19 protein-coding genes are annotated in these 19772 nt (G+C 61.4%); 14 read left to right on the top strand and 5 right to left on the bottom strand.

The genetic code is table 11. The annotated features are described in order from the left end of the window. Positions 1-64 precede the first annotated feature (64 nt). The gene (locus FJ940_RS10210; protein WP_140501525.1) at positions 65-868 is read left to right on the top strand and encodes a potassium channel family protein; all 804 of its coding nucleotides are present in this window, start codon (positions 65-67) and stop codon (positions 866-868) included. A 17-nt stretch (positions 869-885) separates the two neighbouring features. Here FJ940_RS10210 and FJ940_RS10205 read toward each other — a convergent pair whose 3' ends face one another. Then, positions 886-1767 carry a DMT family transporter gene (locus tag FJ940_RS10205; RefSeq protein WP_140623444.1) on the bottom strand — a complete coding sequence of 294 codons (882 nt, stop codon included), beginning with the start codon at positions 1765-1767 and terminating at the stop codon, positions 886-888. 179 nt (positions 1768-1946) lie between these two features. On the opposite strand from FJ940_RS10205, the gene FJ940_RS10200 reads away from it, so the two are divergent. Beyond that, positions 1947-2453 (top strand): hypothetical protein, encoded by a 507-nt coding sequence (locus FJ940_RS10200; RefSeq protein ID WP_140501529.1) that lies wholly within the window; start codon positions 1947-1949, stop codon positions 2451-2453. A 22-nt stretch (positions 2454-2475) separates the two neighbouring features. Here the strand turns inward: FJ940_RS10200 and FJ940_RS10195 are convergent, their stop codons facing one another. Beyond that, entirely contained in the window at positions 2476-3804 is a 1329-nt protein-coding gene (locus tag FJ940_RS10195) for a DNA polymerase IV (RefSeq protein WP_140656422.1), read from the bottom strand. Between the two features lie 65 nt (positions 3805-3869). Between FJ940_RS10195 and FJ940_RS10190 the strand changes: the two genes are divergently transcribed. Together FJ940_RS10190 and FJ940_RS10185 are read left to right on the top strand one after the other, a co-directional pair. Continuing rightward, a complete protein-coding gene (locus FJ940_RS10190) occupies positions 3870-4457 on the top strand; it encodes a GNAT family N-acetyltransferase (RefSeq protein WP_140579688.1) in 588 nt (195 codons plus the stop codon). A gap of 94 nt (positions 4458-4551) precedes the next feature. Continuing rightward, complete coding sequence (locus tag FJ940_RS10185) at positions 4552-6054, top strand: hypothetical protein (protein ID WP_140518298.1); 1503 nt, start codon at positions 4552-4554, stop codon at positions 6052-6054. Between the two features lie 146 nt (positions 6055-6200). Here the strand turns inward: FJ940_RS10185 and FJ940_RS10180 are convergent, their stop codons facing one another. Next, on the bottom strand, positions 6201-6500 hold the full coding sequence (locus tag FJ940_RS10180; protein WP_140501536.1) for a DUF3572 domain-containing protein: 300 nt from the start codon (positions 6498-6500) through the stop codon (positions 6201-6203). Positions 6501-6736: 236 nt separating this feature from the next. Between FJ940_RS10180 and FJ940_RS10175 the strand changes: the two genes are divergently transcribed. The 10 genes from FJ940_RS10175 (at position 6737) to FJ940_RS10120 (ending at position 18649) form a co-directional block, all read left to right on the top strand. Next, the gene (locus FJ940_RS10175; RefSeq protein ID WP_140501538.1) at positions 6737-7108 is read left to right on the top strand and encodes a response regulator; all 372 of its coding nucleotides are present in this window, start codon (positions 6737-6739) and stop codon (positions 7106-7108) included. 33 nt (positions 7109-7141) lie between these two features. Beyond that, positions 7142-8515, top strand: coding sequence for a PleD family two-component system response regulator (locus tag FJ940_RS10170; RefSeq protein WP_140518293.1), 1374 nt, complete (start codon positions 7142-7144; stop codon positions 8513-8515). A gap of 528 nt (positions 8516-9043) precedes the next feature. Continuing rightward, positions 9044-10537, top strand: a complete 1494-nt coding sequence (locus FJ940_RS10160) for an FAD-dependent monooxygenase (RefSeq protein WP_140656418.1) — start codon at positions 9044-9046, stop codon at positions 10535-10537. Positions 10538-10687: 150 nt separating this feature from the next. Continuing rightward, on the top strand, positions 10688-11422 hold the full coding sequence (locus FJ940_RS10155) for a FadR/GntR family transcriptional regulator (protein WP_140501544.1): 735 nt from the start codon (positions 10688-10690) through the stop codon (positions 11420-11422). Next, positions 11419-12606, top strand: coding sequence for a PLP-dependent transferase (locus tag FJ940_RS10150; protein WP_140518291.1), 1188 nt, complete (start codon positions 11419-11421; stop codon positions 12604-12606). Before FJ940_RS10155 ends, FJ940_RS10150 begins: the two co-directional genes overlap by 4 nt. A gap of 29 nt (positions 12607-12635) precedes the next feature. Beyond that, positions 12636-13913, top strand: a complete 1278-nt coding sequence (locus FJ940_RS10145) for a sugar ABC transporter substrate-binding protein (RefSeq protein WP_140656416.1) — start codon at positions 12636-12638, stop codon at positions 13911-13913. A gap of 181 nt (positions 13914-14094) precedes the next feature. Then, complete coding sequence (locus FJ940_RS10140; RefSeq protein ID WP_140623452.1) at positions 14095-15018, top strand: sugar ABC transporter permease; 924 nt, start codon at positions 14095-14097, stop codon at positions 15016-15018. Beyond that, positions 15018-15866: a carbohydrate ABC transporter permease gene (locus FJ940_RS10135; RefSeq protein WP_140656413.1), complete on the top strand. Its 849-nt coding sequence runs from the start codon at positions 15018-15020 to the stop codon at positions 15864-15866. Before FJ940_RS10140 ends, FJ940_RS10135 begins: the two co-directional genes overlap by 1 nt. A 3-nt stretch (positions 15867-15869) precedes the next feature. Continuing rightward, positions 15870-16937 carry a sn-glycerol-3-phosphate ABC transporter ATP-binding protein UgpC gene (ugpC, locus tag FJ940_RS10130; RefSeq protein WP_140656410.1) on the top strand — a complete coding sequence of 356 codons (1068 nt, stop codon included), beginning with the start codon at positions 15870-15872 and terminating at the stop codon, positions 16935-16937. Positions 16938-17509: 572 nt separating this feature from the next. Then, on the top strand, positions 17510-18649 hold the full coding sequence (locus tag FJ940_RS10120; protein WP_140520975.1) for a hypothetical protein: 1140 nt from the start codon (positions 17510-17512) through the stop codon (positions 18647-18649). Positions 18650-18937: 288 nt separating this feature from the next. Here FJ940_RS10120 and rpmG read toward each other — a convergent pair whose 3' ends face one another. Both rpmG and FJ940_RS10110 read right to left on the bottom strand, forming a co-directional pair. Further along, complete coding sequence (gene rpmG / locus FJ940_RS10115; protein ID WP_006201775.1) at positions 18938-19105, bottom strand: 50S ribosomal protein L33; 168 nt, start codon at positions 19103-19105, stop codon at positions 18938-18940. 152 nt (positions 19106-19257) lie between these two features. Then, the gene (locus tag FJ940_RS10110) at positions 19258-19716 is read right to left on the bottom strand and encodes a hypothetical protein (protein WP_140656407.1); all 459 of its coding nucleotides are present in this window, start codon (positions 19714-19716) and stop codon (positions 19258-19260) included. Between the last annotated feature and the right edge of the window lie 56 nt (positions 19717-19772).

Genomic DNA, 19772 nt, shown 5'->3' with positions numbered 1-19772 from the left:
CCCCTTCCGGGGACTGGTGGCAATCCGCCGGGCGGCATCCGCCGCTCAAGTCACCGCAATTGCCATGAAGACGAAAGACAGCGACGGATTGCAGGACCGTTCCACAATGGCGTGGCTGCGCGACACGCTGCGCAAGCTCTACCACGGCCGCACGCCGGCGGCTTTTCGGTTTCAGCTGGTTGCGGTCATCATCGACCTGGCCATCATTGCCTTCTTCATCGCCACGCCCGTCATCCAGCAGTCGGCCTCATTCCTGTGGCTCGACTATGCGGTGGCGGCTCTGGTCGCCGCCGACCTGGTTGCCAGGCTGCTTGCCTCGAACGACATGCTGCGGCTGATGAAGCAGCCGACCTCCTGGGTGGACATTTTCATCCTTTTGACGCTGCTGATGCCGACGGCGCTGGCCAATCTCGGCTTTCTGCGCATTCTGCGGCTGTGGTCGCTGTCGCGCAGCGGTTCGCTCTGGCGGCATTTCGAGATGCAGGGCCTGCGGCCCTGGCGCGAAGCGAGCCACGCGGTGATCAATCTCTTGACGTTCCTCTTCGTGATCACCGGTTTCGTCTACACTTTCTTCTTCCGCAGCGGAGCGGGGCTGGAAAGCTACATCGACGCGCTTTACTTCACCGTCGCGACGGTGACCACGACCGGGTTCGGCGACATCGTGCTGCCGGGAATGGCGGGGAAACTGACGGCGATCGTGACCATGATCATCGGCATATCGCTGTTCGTCAGGCTGGCGCAGGCGATCTTCCGACCGGCCAAGGTGTTCTTTCCCTGTCCGCAATGCGGCCTGCAACGGCACGAGCCGGACGCCGTTCACTGCAAGGCCTGCGGCCACCTCCTCAACATACCCGACAGCGGTGATTGAGGGGCGATTGAGGCGCGCTACGATGCCGCCGCTTGCGCCGGCTTTGGCTGCCGGCGCTGCAGGTTGAGCATATTGCCCATCAGGATCAGCAATGCCCCGCCTGCGGTAAAAGCGTCGATCTGCTCCTTGTAGAGCAGCCAGCCGATCAATGCCGACAGCGGCACGCGCAGGAAATCCATCGGAGAAATGACGGTGGCATCGGCGTAGCTCAGCGCCCAGGCCATGCAGAAATGTGACGACATGCCAGTGAAGGCGATCAGCAGGATCCACGGCCACAGCTCGAGCGAAGGGTTGCGCCATTCGTAGAGCGCCGGGATCAGGCCGAGCACCGACTGGATGATCAGCATCCAGAAGATGATTCGCACAACGCTGTCGGTCCGCGTCAGCGACTTGACCAGGACCAGCGAGATGCCGAAGCACATTGCCGCGCCCAGCACGACCAGATGTCCCGGATCGACCGAGCCGACGCCTGGGCGCACGATGATCACGACACCGATCAGCCCGAGCGCCACGGCGCCGAGCTTCGGCCGGGTGAGCCTTTCGCCGAGAAAGGTGACCGCAAGGATCGCCGTCCAGATCGGCGTCGTGAATTCGATCGAGATCAGCACCGCCAAAGGGATCAGCGTCAGGGCGTAGAGCCACGCCGCCTGGCCGGTATAGTGAACCACGTTGCGCGTGACATGGGCGAGGGGGCGCCCAGTGCGCATGGCGGCAAAGCCGCCATTTTGCATGACCAGCGGCAGCAGGATGAAAAAGCCGATCACCGAGCGCAGCTCCAGCACCTGGAAAACGTTGAGCTCGGCCGTGGTGGCGCGGCCCGCGACCGACATCGCCAGGAACGAGGCGATCGACAGCGCCATCCAGAACGCGGCCTTGGGGATGGAAGGGGTGGGTGCCATTTCCGCTATGTCGCAGGCCGTGGCTTTTGCCGCAACCGCTAGCAGCCGCATTCTTCTGGGCCAGCCGGATGTTGCAAAACAGTCATGTTGAAGGCGGAACCTGGCACGGCAGGGGGCGTTGAGTTCCGAATATCGGAAGTGCTTCGCAGGTGCCTTTCAATGTCGATAGGAGAATTTCGATGAGATCATTTGCGCAATTTGCGCTTGCTGGCTGCCTGTTGGTCACGGCAGGCGCGGCACATGCCGACGAGTCCAGATTTCTCCAGTCGTTCAAGGGCAATTTCACCGGCAAGGGCATCGTCAAGGTGACTACCGACGCGCCGACGGTGAATGTGTCCTGCACGTTCAGGTCAAACGCGACGTCGACCTCATTGTCGCTCGATGGCAATTGCCGAGGGCTTATCGTGGTGACGCGCGCCATCAGCGCGGACCTGAGGACTGCCGGAGCGAAATATAGCGGCACTTATGTCGGGTCTCGTACCGGGCCTGCGCAATTGAACGGCACCCGTTCGGGCAACGCGATCAATCTCGGCATCCGTTGGGCCAAGGAGGTCAATGGTGACCGAAAGGCGCAGATGAAGGTCGAGAAACGAGGCGAGAACGGCATGCGGCTGACGGTGATCGACACTGATCCGAAAACCGGCAAGAGCATGGTGACAAGCAGGATCGATCTGCAGCGCACCTAAATCTCGACAGCTGATATCCTTATCAGTCTTCCAGCGGCTCTGGCGGGTGGGTGTCGCGGCCTTTGCCGAACGTATAGCCGGTTTCCACCGCCTTGCGGCCGAACTTGTCGCGCAGCGCGTCGATGGCGCCTTCGGCCATGGCCCGCTTGCGCGACTGGATATCGACCAGATCGGGCGGATCGGCCTTGTCATCGGCGGAAAGATCGCTGACGCCGATGCCGAGCAGCCGGTATTTGGTGCCGTCGGTTTCCTTGCGCAGCAGCTCGACCCCGGTCGAAAAGATACGGTCGGCGAGCCGGGTCGGGTCGCCGAGCTGGCGGTTGCGGTTGCGGATCTTGAAATCCTGCGTCTTCAGCTTGAGCACCACCGTGCGCCCGGCGATGCCGGATTTCTTCAGCCGCGCCGAGACCTTTTCCGAAAGGCCCCGCAGCACCGAGACCAGCTCGTCCAGCGAAGCGATATCGGTGTCGAAAGTGGTTTCGGCCGATACGCTCTTGGCGTCCTGGTCGGGATCGACGCGGCGGACGTCCTCGCCGCGCGAGAGCCGGTAAAGCCGGTCGCCCATCACGCCATAGCGGCGCATGAGGTCGCCACGGTCCATCTTCTGGAGCTGGCCGATGGTGCGGATGCCGTCCTGCTCGAGCGTGGCGTTGAATGCCTTGCCGACCCCCCAGATCATGCTCACCGGCTGTGCGGCGAGGAAACCCACGGCTTCCGCTTCGCCGATGACCGAGAAGCCGCGCGGTTTGCGGAAATCCGACGCCACCTTAGCCAGGAACTTGCAGTAGGACAGACCTGACGAAACGGTGATGCCGATCTCCTTCTCGACGGCCAGCGCGAAACGGGCCAGCACCACCGCCGGCGGCAGGCCGTGCAGCCGTTCGGTTCCGGCAAGGTCGAGAAACGCCTCGTCGATCGAGAGCGGCTCGACCAGCGGCGTCAGCGCCTGCATCATCGCGCGCACCTCGCGCCCGACGACCACGTATTTTTCCATATTGGGCGGGATAACCACCGCTTCGGGGCAAGCCTCGAGCGCCTTGAACATGGGCATGGCGGAACGCACGCCCCTTATCCGGGCGATGTAGCAGGCGGTGGAGACGACGCCGCGCTTGCCGCCGCCGATGATCAGCGGCTTGTCCTTCAGCGCCGGGTTGTCGCGTTTTTCGATTGCCGCATAGAAAGCGTCGCAGTCGATATGGGCCAGATGCAGCCGGTACAGCTCGGGATGACGGGCAAGCCTGGGGCTGCCGCATCGCTCGCAGCGCCTGGCGTCGCCGCGCTGAAAGGCCAGGCAGTCGCGGCAGAAACCGTGATCAGGATTATTGACAGGAGCCGCCATCGCTGCGAACATAAAGAGAACAAACACAATGGTACGACAGTGCAAGGCTAGCGACAAGCTTGGCCTGGGGAGAACGCATGAGCACGACCATAGTGCCGCTGGCGCCTGAGCTCTGGCCTGAATTCGAAGATCTCTTCGGCAAGCAGGGCGCCTGCTACGGCTGCTGGTGCACGCATTTCCGGCTGGCGCCGGCGGCTCGTCGCGAAAGCAGCCGCGAACGCAACAAAGACCACATCAGGGCGCGCATCGAAGCAGGCCCGCCACCGGGCATGCTGGCGTTCGAGGACGGCAAGGCAGTCGGCTGGATGCAGATCGGGCCGCGCGCCGACGTGCCCGAGTGGAACAACCGGGGCCGGGGCTCGGCTCCGGTCGATCCCGCGGACGCATCGGATCCGAGCGTCTGGGCAATTTCCTGTTTCTTCATCCGCGCCAAGGCACGGGGCCAGGGCATCAGCCATCGCCTGGTCGAAGGCGGCATCGATTTCGCCCGCAGGAACGGCGCGCGAATGGTGGAAGCCTGCCCGATAGACCTGTCGAAGGATTCACGCTCCATCGGGCTGTTCGTGGGCTCGTCGCGCGTGTTCGAGAAGGCCGGGTTCGAGCGGCTCCTGGAACGCAAGGCGGGCCGGCCGTTGATGCGGCTGGTGCTGGAGCCGAGCGCCTGAACTTCGCCGTCTTGCAGTTGTGACGGTCTTTCCCTACCAGAAGTAGGAGACGATTTTGCCTTTTCGACCAAACGGAGAATTCTACGTGAACCGGATGTTGCCAATCGCCTTTACCGCGCTTCTGCTCAGCGCGCCCGCTTTCGGCCAGAGCGTCGACAGCCAGGGTGCGAAGCAGCTATCCGAGAACCTGTCCCGCTATGTCGGCAAACAGGCCCTCGACAAGGGCATCCTGAAGGTCTCGGTCGAAGGCGGCGCCTACAAGATCATGTTCGATTTCAAGGCGCTCGCCGGCACCTTGCCCGACCAGAAGCTGTTGAAATTCGACTTTGCGCCCTACGCCCTGCTGGTCAAGCCGCGCAGCGACGGGACCTGGGATGTCTCGATGGATCTTTCGCACAGCGCCTCCTTCGAGTTCAACGGGCCGCAGGGGCTGCAGAGCACGCAATTTTCTATCAAGGACGGCAAGGGTTCCGGTGTCTACGACCCCAATCTGGCGGCCTTTACCAGCGGCACCAGTTCGATGGCGGGCATGACGATGGTGTCGCAAGATGCCAAGCAGCACATGGAAGTCAGCGCCGACGGCGGCACCGCGACCATGGCCGCCACCAAGGCTGCCAATGGCGGGGTCGATTTCGCGTTGTCGCAAAAAGTGTCGAACTTTGTCGAGGCGATCAAATTCGACGATCCCGAAAGCGGACTGAAATTCCCGGTCACCGTCAAATCACCGGAACTGTCGGTGGATGCCAAAGGCAAGGGCGTGCAGACCAAGCCGCTGCTCGATCTCCTGGCATTTGCCGTCGCCAATGAGAATGAAGCCACGCTGAAAGCCAACCAGGCGCAGCTCAAATCGCTTCTGCTCGCCGCGCTTCCTGTGTGGGAGCGCATCGACGGGACATACGGGTTCAAGAATTTCGCGGTCGAGAGCCCGGTCGGCACGTTCGGTGCGGCGCAGCTCAGCACCGCCTTCGGAATGGATGGCGTCGCCCAGAGCGGTACGATCGGCTACGGGATCAAGGCGTCGGGGTTGACCGTGCCGCAGCAGCTTCTGCCGAGCTGGAGCATGGCGCTGCTGCCGACCGATATCGACCTGAACTTCGGCGGCGCCAACATCGATCTCGACAGCATGGCGAAGAAGGCAATCGAAGCCTTTGATCTTAACAAGAACCCGCCGCTGTCGGCCGAATTCGGAGAGCAGCTCAAAACCGATTTCATGGCCAAGACGCCGAAGGTCGTCATTGGCCATAGCACCATCAAGAACAAGGATACCGAAATCGCCTTGGAAGGCGAAATGACTTTTCCTGGCGAGAAGCCGGAAGCCAATGTGACGGTGGACGTGGCCGGCTTCGACAAGATCGTCGAGGGCTTGCAGGAAGCGGCGAAATCGGAACCGGAGGTGGCGCAGTACGTGCCTGTGGCCCTGATGGTGAAAGGGTTCGGCAAGACCTTGACGGACGGCCGCATGGAATGGGTCGTCAACGCCAAGCCGGACGGTTCGGTCATTGTCAATGGCGTCATGCTGAAGCCGGCCGATCCTGCCGAGGACGACAGCATTGACGATGGCGGCGACGAGACGGACCAGGCGGATCCGACACCGTAGCCACTCGGCTCACCAAAGCGCGTCGCCTTCGAACGGATTGGCGCGACGCGCCTCAAGCCTTCGTTTTATGCTTGTCGCTCAAACCGGGCGACAAGAGTCAGACTTCGCTCGACCTGGCGATCGGGGCGCCGCCTTGGGATCGTCACTCATATGGAATGCTCGTGGTTATCGTCGCCCAGCGGCAGCGCGCGCAACGCCTTGCCGACGGAGGCCGGTGGCGTGCCGGTTTCCTCGGCAAAACGCAGCAATGTGGGTTCGTGGGCGAGAACGAACTGCAGCACACCGGCCAGAAATCCCGGCTCGCCGGCAGCTTTGCGGATCGAATGCGCCTCGATGCCGGTGATCGCCAGGAAGCGAGGCAGCAGTTCGGGATCAGAGGCGACGAAGGCCAGAGCCTTCACGGCAATGGTTTCGGCCTCTTCGCGCATTGACGCTGCGTTTGCCATCATTACCTTTCAGGGTATGCGGAATGTGAGTCTCTTCCGCAGTAATGGCAAGCGTCGCTTGCGGCAAGTCGTTACCTCTTCAGTGCGGGACCCGAGGTGGAAACGGAGCAGCTTTTCTCGCCGCAGGTTTCCGTTTCGTCAATCATATTGCCGTAGAGTCGACTAGGGTTTGGTGCGTCCCGGAAGGGCGCATAACGGCCGCCTTCGAGCGGAACAGCGGCCGGGACGGGATATCGATGCCTAAGAAGGTCATGATCGTCGAGGACAATGAGCTCAACATGAAGCTCTTTCGGGACCTCATCGAAGCAAGCGGTTACGAGACAGTTCGCACCCGCAACGGTCTGGAAGCGCTCGATCTGGCGCGTCAGCACCGGCCGGATCTCATTTTGATGGACATCCAGTTGCCTGAAGTGTCTGGGCTGGAGGTGACGAAATGGCTGAAGGAAGACGACGACCTGCACGTCATCCCGGTCATTGCCGTCACCGCCTTCGCGATGAAGGGCGACGAGGAGCGCATCCGCCAGGGCGGCTGCGAGGCTTATATCTCCAAGCCGATCTCGGTGCCGCGCTTCATCGAAACCATCAAGTCTTACCTGGGTGATTCCTGATGCACCTTGCCGCCAAAGCCGGAGCCTTGTGAAATGACCGCTCGGATTCTCGTCGTCGACGACATCCCTGCCAATGTCAGGCTGCTGGAGGTTCGGCTGCTGGCCGAATATTTCGAGGTGTTGACCGCCACCAACGGCCTGGATGCAATCGAGACCTGCGAGAACGGCAAGGTCGACGTCGTGCTGCTCGACGTCATGATGCCGGACATGGACGGCTTCGAGGTCTGCCGCCGCCTGAAGAGCGATCCGGCGACGTCGCATATTCCAGTGGTAATGATCACCGCACTCGACCAGGTTTCCGACAGGGTGCGCGGGCTTGAGGTCGGCGCCGACGATTTCCTGACCAAACCCGTCAACGACCTGCAACTGATGACGCGCGTCAAGAGCCTCGTCAGGCTGAAGTCGCTGACCGACGAGTTGCGGCTGCGCGCTTCGACCACGCGCAACATCGGCATCGAAGAGTTGCTCAGCCGCAATTTCGCCTCCGAGGACACGACGCCGAAAGTGCTTCTGATCGATGAGCGCAAATCGTCGATCGAGCGCGTCCAGAAGATGCTGCGCGACTGTGCTGACCTGGATGTCGCCAGCGATCCGCATGCCGGCTTCTTCCAGGCGGCGGAGACGCCCTATGAATGCGTGATGATCTCGACGAGCTTCGCAGATTTCGATCCGCTTCGGCTCTGCTCGCAACTGCGCTCGCTCGATCGCACACGCTTCCTGCCGATCATCCTGCTGGCGGAGGAGGGCGAGGAGGAGCGCATCATCCGCGGCCTCGAACTCGGCATCAACGACTATCTGATGCGGCCGATCGACCAGCAGGAACTGACGGCGCGGTTGCGCACCCAGGTGCGCCGCAAGCGCTACAACGACCAATTGCGCGCCAGCGTGACGCAGACGATCGAAATGGCGGTGACCGACGGGCTGACCGGGCTGCACAACCGCCGCTATCTCGACAGCCATCTCCAGACGCTGTTCGACCGCGCCGTGGCGCGGCGTCGGCCGCTGTCGGTGATGATCACCGACCTCGATCGCTTCAAGTCGATTAACGACACGCACGGCCATGACGGTGGCGACGAGGTGCTGCGGGAATTCGCGCGGCGGCTGCGCAAGAACGTGCGCGGCATCGATCTGGCCTGCCGGTTCGGCGGTGAGGAGTTCGTAGTGGTCATGCCTGACACCGATGGAGCGATCGCCGAAAAGGTGGCCGAACGCATCCGCGCCGAAATCGCCCAGATGCCGTTCGTCATCGGGCCTGATGGCAAGGCCATCGAGGTCACCGTCAGCGTCGGCGTGTCGTCGGTGCTGAAGGGGGTGGATACGGTGGCGGCGCTGATGAAACGCGCCGATCTGGCGCTCTATGAAGCCAAGAGCGGTGGCCGCAACCGCGTCGTCGCCAAGGCTGCCTGACGGACCGGGTAAGAGTATCCGTCAATCCGGCAAGGTTACCCATTTACCTTAATCCAAGCGATTCACGAGGCTTGGTTAAGAAACTGTTGATTTTCATAAGCTCTTGCGCAAATGTGCGGCCACAGACAGAGCGACGCCGGCACGAGGACAGACAGCCGGGTCGATCAAAAAATACCCCATGATGCTCAGGTCCGCCGCATCTCCTGGGTCCGTGGGGTCGGCCGGCCGGCGCTGGCACATAGTGGCCTCCTCGTACCGCTGCCAAACGCCGACCGGCCCCCTTTCAAAATAGCATCAGGATTCTGCGCCAAGCTCCGGATATCAGGAGCTTTTTGCGCACAGGATATCGACAGCATTTGGACTGTAAAAGGCGAGCCACGATGTGAAGAGCTGCGGCGCACGCTCTCTTGCCCTCCGGCAGAGGGCGTTGCTCCTCACTTCATACATATGGCGCCCAAGGGGCTTGCTTCAAGCCCGGGTTCCTCCCGTAAAACCGCGGCCCTAGCCAATGGGAGCGGAGTGACGGGAATGCGTGCACCGACAGATGGATCGCGTCGAAATCATGCGGTGATTGTCGCCGGGGGCGGCCCGACAGGATTGATGCTGGCAGGCGAACTCGCATTGGCGGGCATCGACGTCGCCATTGTCGAGCGGCGCCCGACCCAGCAGCTGATTGGCTTGCGCGCGGGTGGCCTGCACGCACGCACAATCGAGGTGCTCGACCAGCGCGGGATCGCCGACCGGTTCCTCTGCCAGGGGCGATGCTTCCCGACCGTCGGCTTCCACATGATCCGTTTGGACATCAGCGACTTTCCCAGCCGGCACAACTATCTGCTGGCGCTGCGGCAAAACCACATCGAGCGGATATTGGCCGACTGGATCAGCGAATTGGGGGTGCCGATCCATCGCGGACAGGAAGTCACGGATTTCATGCAGGACGACAGTGGCGTGGATGTGGGGCTTTCCGATGGCCGACGGATGAAGGCGCAGTACCTCGTCGGATGCGACGGTGGACGCAGCACGATCCGCAAGGCGGCGGGCATCGAATTCGCTGGATGGGATCCGACGATGAGCTGGATGATCGCCGAGGTCGAGATGTCGGAAGAACCGCCATTGGGCTTTCGCAGCGACGCCCACGGAACCCATGCGATAGGCAAGATCGAGGACGGCGACCGGTTGGGCATCGTGCTGACCGAGAAACGACTGATCATCGGTGGTGAACCGACATTGGACGATCTCCGCGAGGCGCTCACCGTTATCTATGGCACCGATTTCGGCGTCCACAGTCCGACCTGGCTCTCTCGTTTCACCGATATGACGCGCCAGGCTGCCGCTTACCGCGACAGACGTGTCCTGCTGGCCGGCGACGCTGCGCATATCCATCCCCCAATGGGCGGACAGGGCCTCAACATCGGCGTGCAGGACGCGGTCAACCTGGGTTGGAAGCTGGCCCAGGTCGTCAAACGGGCATCACCGGACAGTCTGCTCGACAGCTACCATGCCGAGCGCCATCCGGTCGCCGCCCGCGTGTTGCGCAACACGATGGCGCAGGTCGCGCTTGGCCGCATGGATGACCGCACCAAAGCCTTGGGCGACACCATCGCCGAACTGCTCGCCATGGATGAACCACGCAAACGAATCGCCGCAGAGATATCCGGCCTGGGTGTCCACTACGACCTCGGGGAGGGGCACGCGCTGCTTGGGTGGCGAATACCCGACCTCGATCTGCTCACCGCCAGCGGGCCGGTGCGGCTGTTTACCTTGCTGCACCATGCCCGACCGGTGCTGATCAACCTCGGCACGCCCGGCAGACTTGACATCAAGCCGTGGGCGGATCGGGTCCAGCAGGTCGACGCCGTGTACGACGGCGACTGGGAGCTGCCAGTTCTCGGGGCCGTCGCCGGGCCCGACGCGGTGCTGATCCGCCCCGACGGGTACGTGGCATGGGTTGGTTCCGGAAGCCAACAGGGACTGGCCGATGCGCTGACCACCTGGTTCGGGCCGCGCGTTGATGTGGCGTAGCAGGGTCGAGGCCGGCCTGGCGCATCGCCCGCAGACGCGTGCTTGTCATGCGTTGCGAGCTTTTACGGTGTTAGGTCTCCTGACATCCCGTTGACAGGAGGTACCATCTGTGCAGAAATTGGTTGGACCATTGGACCACTTGGAACGCGCGTGGATCAAAACAGCCTGCCACCTATTCAGACGACGGCGCGTGACGACGCCGTGCTGAAGGCGTTGGTAGGCTTTGTTCGTGCCGAGGCCCTCCAGCCGGGCGAGCGGCTGCCAACGGAACGCATCCTGGCCGAGCGGCTGAAGGTCAGCCGCAACACGGTGCGCGAGGCGCTGACGCGCTGGGAAGGGCTCGGGCTGGTCGAGCGCCGGCAAGGCAGCGGCACCTATCTCAAGGCAGCCGTTTCGCCGGACATGTTGCATCTGCCGCTGACGCTTGCGGGCGGCAACGACTTCACCAGCCTGATGCAGACGCTTGAAATCCGTCGCGCGCTGGAGGCGGAAGCCGCCGCCCTTTGCGCCGAACGCGCGAGCCAGACCGATATCGCCGAAATCGAGCGCAAGCTCGACATCATGGAGCAGGCGTTCCGCACGCGCGAGGGCATGTCTTCGGAAGAGGACTGGGAGTTCCACCAGGCGATCTACAGGGTTTCCGGCAACCCGCTGTTCGAACAGATCATCGCCGCCATGCACGAATTGTTCCACCGCTTCTGGGAGCATCCGCTGGGCGTGCGCGATTTCGGCCACGCCAGTTTTCCCTATCATCGGACCATTTACGAGCGCATCGCCGCGCGCGACCCGCACGGCGCCCGCGCCGAAGCGCTCAAGCTGATCGCCACCGTCGAGGACGATCTCAAGCGCGGCGCCGCCAAACTCAAACTTTCGAGCCAGACATGAACGAGCATCCCTCAGGTTTCGATCACGACTATCTTGCCGAGGCGGCGACGCTTCTGGCGCATGACGAACCTTTCCCCGGTGGGGCGGTGGTGCCGCCGATCTACCAGACATCGCTGTTCACCTTCGCCAACTATGCCGAGATGGCGGATACTTTTGCCGGCAAACGGAAGCAGCCGATCTATTCGCGCGGCGACAATCCGACGGTGATGGAGTTCGAGGCACGCGTCGCCGCGCTCGAGGGCGCCGAGGCCGCGCGCGGCTTTTCCAGCGGCATGGCGGCGATCAGCGCCACGGTGCTCGCCTTCGTCGGCGCCGGCGAGCGCATCGTTGCGGTGCGCAATTGCTATGGTGATGCCTATCGGCTGTTCGAGCGGCTTTTGCCGCGGCTCAACATCAGGGTCGACTATGTCGACGGCTCCGATCCGGATGCGGTGGCGGCGGCCCTTCCGGGCGCCAGGCTGCTCTATCTGGAGAGCCCGACCTCGATGATGTTCGAGTTGCAGGACTTGGCTCACCTGACCCGGCTGGCGAAGGAGCAGGGCATCGTCACCACGATCGACAATTCCTGGGCGACACCGGTGTTCCAGAAGCCGATCACGCATGGCGTCGATCTGGTGCTGCATTCGGCTTCGAAATATCTCGGCGGCCATAGCGATACGGTCGCCGGCGTGGTGGCAGGCTCGGCCGCCCACATCAAGCACATCAACGAGCAGACCTATTCCTATCTCGGCGGCAAGCTTTCGCCCTTCGAGGCCTGGCTCTTGCTGCGCGGGCTGCGCACGCTGCCGCTGCGCCTGCCGCATCACATGAAGAGCGGGCTTGCCATCGCCGAGCGGCTGAAGGCGCATGGCAACGTCGAGCGCGTCAACCACCCCGCCTATTCGAACCATCCGGGCAAGGCGACGCTTGCTGGTTACGCGGGGTTGTTCTCCTTCGAGGTCACCGAGGATATCGACATCCCCGTCTTCGTCGATGCGTTGAAATATTTCCGCATCGGCGTGAGCTGGGGCGGCCATGAGAGCCTGGTCGTGCCGGCCAAGGCGTCGCTGGAGCAGACGCCGGGACTGAATTCGATGGCGCGCTTCGGCGTCAGCCCCCGAACAATCCGCTTCAATGTCGGATTGGAAAGTGTCGAGGACCTGTGGGCCGACGTGGCGCAGGCCTTCGAAAAAGCCAGAAAATAACGAGCCGCTTCAAAATGGGAGTCTTGAAGATGAAAAAACTGACCGTCATGCTTGCCACAGCCGCGGGATTGGCGATTTCCGCCGGAAACGCGCTGGCCGATTCGACCCTGAAAATGGTCGAAGTCATCACCAGCCCGCCGCGCACGGAGTTCCTGAAGAAGCAGATCGCCGAATTCGAAAAGGCCAATCCCGGCATCAAGGTCGAGCTGGTCTCGCTGCCCTGGGGCCAAGCTTTCGAAAAGTTCCTGACCATGGTGCAGGCAGGCGATACGCCCGACGTGGTCGAGATGCCGGAACGTTGGATGGGCCTCTACGCCAACAACGCCCAGCTCGAGGATCTCGGCCCGTACATGGCCAAGTGGGCCGACGCCAAGACGCTCGGCGAGCGCGCCAAGCAGTTCGGCTCGACCGTCAACAACACCCAGTTCATGATCCCTTACGGCTACTATGTGAACGCGCTGTTCTGGAACAAGAAGCTGTTCAAGGAAGCCGGCCTCGACGGCCCGCCGGCCACGCTCGACGAGTTCGTCGCCGATTCCAAGAAGATCTCGGCGTTGCCCGGCAAATACGGCTACTGCCTGCGCGGCGGGCCCGGCGCCTTCAACGGTATGCACATGTTCATGAACATCGCCGCCGGCAAGGGCGGCTACTTCAACGAAGACGGCACCTCGACCATAAACGAGGAGGGCTCGGTCAAGGGCCTGCAGATGCTGGCAGACATGTACAAGCAGGGCCTGGCGCCCAAGGACGCGGTGAGCTGGGGTTTCAACGAAACCGTCACCGGCTTCTATTCCGGCACCTGCGCCATGCTCAACCAGGATCCGGATGCGCTGCTGGGTATAGCCGACAAGATGAGCGCAGACGACTTCGCCGTGGCGCCGCTGCCGGTCGGGCCGAGCGGCAAGTCCTATCCGACGCTCGGCTATGCCGGCTGGGCAATGTTCGCCAATTCGCAGCACAAGGACGACGCCTGGAAGCTGATGGCGACGCTGCTCTCGCCCAAGGACAATCTGGAATGGGCCAAGGAAGTCGGCGTCGTCCCGATCCACAACGGCGCCGACCAGGATCCGCATTTCAAGACCGAGCAGTTCAAGGGTTGGTTCACGGAGCTCAGCGACAGCGCCAAATATGAAATGGTGACGCCCCCGACGCATCTGGAGAACCTCGGCAATTTCGTCGACCAGGTGGCGATCAAGAACTTCCAGGAAGTATTGCTTGGCCAAAAGGCGGCCAAGGAGGTTGCCGACCAATGGGCCGCCTTCCTGACCAAGGAACAGCAGGACTGGATGGCGAAGAACAAGAAGTAGTTTTTTCTTCCTTCTCCCCGTTCACGGGGAGAAGGTGGCCCGATAGGGCCGGATGAGGGGCGGCGCTACGTTCTGTCAGCCTGGCGCTGCCCCTCATCTGCCTGCCGGCATCTTCTCCCCGTAAGCGGGGGAGAAGGACGCTCATTGTCCATCTCGATCCTCCTGGAGTCGCCCACAGCCAATGACTTATGCCGTGTCCGAAATACGACCCGCCGGGAGGCCGCGCCGCAAGCGGCTGACGCACGCTGCCACCGAACCCTGGTTTTATCTCAGCCCGGCGATCATCCTGCTGGTCGTGGTGCTTTTGGTGCCGCTGGTCATCGGCATCAGCTATTCGTTCCGTAAGTTTTCAGCCTTCAAGTCGGAGTATGTCGGGCTCGGCCAGTACCAGGCGATGCTGTCGGATGCCGTGCTCGGCCAGGCGCTGGTCAATACGTTGTGGTGGACGCTCTCCAGCCTGTTCTTCCAGTTCTTCCTCGGCCTTGGCCTGGCGCTGCTGCTCGACAAGCCGTTTCGGGGCCGCAAGGTGGTGCAGGCGCTGGTGTTCCTGCCCTGGGCGGTGCCGTCCTTCCTGTCGGGCCTGACATGGGCATGGCTGTTCAATCCGATCATCGGGCCGCTGCCGCACTGGCTGTTCGCGCTGGGGCTGAAGGCCGAGCCGACCAACGTTCTCTCCGATCCCTCGACCGCCATGTGGGGGCCGATCGTCGCCAATGTCTGGTTCGGCATCCCGTTCTTTGCCATCACGTTGCTGGCGGCACTGAAATCCATTCCCTCGGAACTGCATGAGGCGGCAGCGATCGACGGCGCCTCGCCCTGGCAACGCTTCACCAAGGTGACGCTGCCGTTCCTGGCGCCGACCATCGCCATCACGGTGATGCTGCGTACCATCTGGATCGCCACTTTCGCCGACCTGATCTTCGTCATGACCGAGGGCGGGCCGGCCGGGTCGACCAACACGGTGCCGGTCTACATCTATGTCAGTGCCTTCAAGTCGCTGGACAAGGGCTACGCATCGGCGGTTGCCGTGCTGCTGCTCGTCCTGCTCATTGCCTATGCGATTGCGCTGATCGCCATCCGCCGCTCCCTGGTGAGGCACGTCTGATGATTGCGGGACACTCATCTTCGCAGCGCTTCTTCGGCGGCGTCGGGCTCTATGCGGCCATCGCGGCCTATGTGATCTTCGCCCTGTTCCCGATCTTCTGGACGCTGAAGATATCGGTTACACCGGAACGGCTTCTCTATTCCGAAGGCATCACCTTCTGGCCGTCGCAGATGACGTTGCAGAACTTCGTCACCGTGCTCGAGGCGACCGACTTTCCGCGCTATTTCCTCAACAGCGTCATCGTCTCGGTTTCGACGGCTGCACTGGTGACTGTCATCGCGACGCTTGCCGGCTATGCCATGTCGCGCTTCGCCTTTCGCGGGAAGGCGGCACTGGCGCTGATGCTGCTTTTGACCCAGACTTTTCCGCTAGTCATGGTCATTCCACCGATCTATCGCGTGATGGGCCAGATCGGCCTGATCAACAGCCTGACCGGGCTGATCATCATCTACACCGCCTTCAACACCGCCTTTGCAACCTTCCTGATGCAGTCCTTCTTCGACGGCATACCGAAGGACCTGGAGGAGGCGGCGATGATCGACGGCTGCACGCGTGCGCAGGCGATGCGCCGGGTGATCGTGCCGCTGACGCTGCCCGGCATGGGCGCCACGCTCGGCTTTGTCTTCACCGCCGCCTGGAGCGAACTCCTGTTCGCGCTGATGCTGATCTCCAGCGATGACAAGAAGACCTTCGCCGTCGGCCTGCTCACCTTCATCGGCAAGTTCGCCGTCGACTGGGGGCAGATGATGGCGGCGTCGATCCTGGCGCTGATCCCGGTCTGCATCTTCTTCGGCTTCCTGCAACGCTATCTCGTCACCGGCCTCACCGCCGGCGCCGTGAAGGGATAATCGATGGCTTCCGTTACGCTGGAAAAAGTCCGCAAAGACTATGGCGCCGTGCGTGTGCTGCACGCGGTCGACCTCGACATCGCCGACGGCGAGTTCGTCGTCCTCGTCGGTCCGTCCGGCTGCGGGAAATCGACGCTTCTGCGCATGATCGCCGGTCTGGAGGAGGTTTCCGATGGCGAGATCCGTATCGGCGAGCGGCTGGTCAACGACGTCGCGCCGAAGGACCGCGACATCGCCATGGTGTTCCAGTCCTACGCGCTCTATCCGCATATGGACGTGTCGAAGAACATGGGCTTCAGCCTGATGCTGAGGAAGGCGGAAAAGCAGGCGATCGACGCGCGGGTCGACGGCGCCGCCAGGCGGCTTGGGCTGGACAATTTTCTGCAACGCCTGCCGCGCCAGCTTTCCGGCGGCCAGCGCCAGCGCGTCGCCATGGGCCGGGCCATCGTGCGCGATCCCAAGGTCTTTCTTTTCGACGAGCCGCTTTCGAACCTCGACGCCAAGCTGCGCGTGCACATGCGCGCCGAGATCAAGGCGCTTCACCAGCAACTGAAGACCACATCGGTCTATGTCACGCATGACCAGATCGAAGCCATGACCATGGCTGATCGCATCGTCGTGATGCATGACGGCGTCGTCCAGCAGGTCGGCGCGCCGCTCGACCTCTATGACCGGCCGGCCAACATGTTCGTCGCCGGATTCATTGGCTCGCCCGGCATGAATTTCCTGCCGGCGAGTGTTGAGAAGGGCGGCAAGGCGGATGCAGTGCTGTCCGATGGCCAGAAACTGCGATTGCCGGATGGCCTGCCACTCAGGGAAGGCGATGCGGTTACCGTCGGTTTGCGGCCGGAGCATATAAGGCTGGCGGATGACGGGCCGCTGCAAGGCGAAGTGGCGGTGGTCGAGCCGCTCGGCCTCTCGACGCAGTTCTACGTCAAGCTGGCCGGCCAGCAGCTTTGCGTGTTCGCCATGGGCCGCGCCAGCGTGAAGCCTGGCGAGACGGTGCGGCTATCGGCCGATCCGGCGGCGCTGCATGTTTTCGACCCGAAAAGCGCCGACCGGGTAGGGTAGGGGCGCGGCCGCCAAGCGGCCACTCTGTTGCCCGCTGGGCATATTCTAATCATACGGCCTTTTGGCGAGTCGAAACTTGCCTGACTCGGGCCAACCGCTTTGCGGAGCCACATTAATAGAAACCCCCTCCTGCCGCCATCATGTGGCGTCCTTTCATCAATCAGTTTGGTTCTTGAATCGCCGCAACGCGGCGGGGGGAGATTTATAATGCCTGCGAATAACAACTCCGCCGACGCTCGTATCACTGAACCATGCCGCGAGAATGATCAGCCTAGGCCGGTGAACCGGTATGTCAGAAGACGGCTTCCGTCTGCCATCACGCTCGGAGACCGGAGAATTGCTTTCATACGCAGCGAAATCACGGAACAGATTCAGTCGCGAATTGACGCCTAGCGGACAGCGAGGGCAGCAGTATCAAGCCACGCTCTATCCCAGGGCGGCCGGCAAAGCAGCCTAAATCTCTTTGAACTCCACCGTCCGCGGCGGGATATGAGCTAGGCTCAGCCGTTTGGTATTCTTGATTTCTGGTCAACTGCCGCCCTACTTTGGGCCATCATCAGGGACCTAGACGAATGATCTCGGTTTGCGGATACATCGGGGCGGTGATCGGTTGGAAGGCGCTCGAAAATGCCGGCGACATCCTAGATAAGATCGGCGAGACGCTGTTTGGCGGACGTTATAAAGCGATCTACGAGGACGTCGCATCCAAGCTGCGCGCTCATACAGGCGCGGTTCCAGCAAACCACGATTTGGAGCACGCCATTCGACTCAGTGAACTCACCTCTTCACTCGTGATGGTGCGCATGTATGTCGATACGCAAGAGGCCGACCAGTTGCGGCTTGGCGGACGGCCGCCGGAGCGTCGCGCGAGGATTCAGTTCGCTAGTGCCGCGCGCCGCTATCTGCATAAGCAGATCGGATTGGGCGGGCCATTCAAGCTAGAATCCAACAAGGACGTTGTCGATGAAATAGAGACAAACTTGGACGGCGCGCTATCGGCTCGCGACTTTGCAGCGGTCCAGGCGAGTCTGGATGCAGCGTGCAAGCGCGTTCTGCGCGATCTCATCGCTGGAACGGAGCAGGGAAAGGACCAACTGGCCGTTCCTGCCGATTTCGCGTCATTTTTTCGTGGAAAGGCGACAGATGATGAGCCGGGCTGGGCTCTTATTTTCCTTGCCTTCATGCGGGAGGCATTGAAGCAAAATCACAAAGCGGAGGTCGCCTTCGTCGCGTCTCGCCTTGGGTATTTGCGCAATTCGCTACCGAAACTCGAAGCCAAATTTGACCAATTTTTGCAGATAGCGAATTCGATAAAGAACGACACATCTGATATTAAAGATGATATATCTAAAATCCTAGCGATAGTTCAGAGACGTGAGTCTTATGTAATTGGAGGAATTAATTTTGAATTCCCCATTAAAATTGAAATAGCGATAAATGATCGTGGAGAGCTTATCATTTTCCACAATCGACCATTTAACGATGATTTGTCTAAACTCGAATTCAATATGGACGAAAATCGACTCTCTCTAATCATGATTAAAGGATTCTCTTGTAATATACCAATAAGATCTGAGTTATCTGTGTTTATGAGAAAGTCTACACAGGCTCTAATGGTGCTTGTGAACGAGGAAGGTGGAAATCTAGTCGAGGGTGACTATGTGCCATTGCATGTCATGAAAAGGTACTTGGAATCACTTTCTTGTGGCTAGGGCAAAGCTGCGTAGAGACAAATTCTCTGGATCCTTGCTGAGGCGCCGTGGCTTTTGTCGTGGAGATTTATGCGGTGACGACGCGCACGCCTTTCGCGGTTTATGGGAGCCGCTCGACAAGGCCCCTGCCTCGCGCGGGCTTTGTGACTATAGCAGCCCTATCGGCAGCGCGATCCACTACGTTGGCCGTTATGCTGGATTTGACTGCCAACCAATGAAATCAATGTTTTAGGAACAAAAAACGCCGCCCGATGGGCGGCGTTTCGGCATTTTCTCGGAAAAACCAGATTACTTGATCTTGGTTTCCTTGAACTCGACGTGCTTCTTGGCGACCGGGTCGTATTTGCGGAACGACAGCTTGTCCGTCTTGGTGCGGCTGTTTTTGCTGGTCACGTAGAAGAAACCGGTGTCGGCGGTCGACAGAAGCTTGATCTTGATGTTTGCGGCTTTGGCCATGGTATCAGTCCGTTTGTTCGTGGGGTTTTGGCCGCTGGAGCACGGGAAAACACCCGGACGCGGGAAACTTGCCGCGACACATAAAGAACGCGCCCGGAAAGTCAAGCCCGACGCGCCTTGCGGCCGTCACGGACGCCAATGCCTGTCGGCATTCATACGTGTTCCGCCTCCAGAACGATGGTTTTCTTCCAATCTTCCGTGGTGTTCCACCAGCGATTCGGATTGGCGCGGTCGTCCAGTCCCTTGGAACGGCTGGCAAGGACCGGCTGAATGCGGATCACCGGTTCCTGGTAGCTGTGCGCCTGAAAGATCGCTTCTACGACGCGCGCCGCCAATTCCTGGTCATCGGGCAGTTCGAACGAAACCTCGACCGTGCCGGGGCGGCGCCGCAATTCGGTCTCGGCGCCGGCGGCTGCGCCGTCAAGTGGTCGGTAGCGTTCGATGCCATGTGCCGACTGGTAGGCGTTGCGGTCATAATTACCCATGGCCAGCGGCGCCAGCGCCACCACCGCGTCCATGATGCGGTCGACATCCGCGGCCGGCGCCTGGAAAGTGACAAGCAGGAGCAGCGTCATCCGCAATGATGTGGTTTCAAAGCCGCTGTCGATCATCGGAGTCTCCTCAACTTCAAGTGTTTTGAGGTCTCCGTATAAACCGTGCCTACTGA

This window comes from Mesorhizobium sp. B2-3-7 (genome assembly GCF_006442695.1).
GTDB lineage: Bacteria > Pseudomonadota > Alphaproteobacteria > Rhizobiales > Rhizobiaceae > Mesorhizobium.
This window is presented reverse-complemented; position numbering and strand designations above follow the sequence as displayed.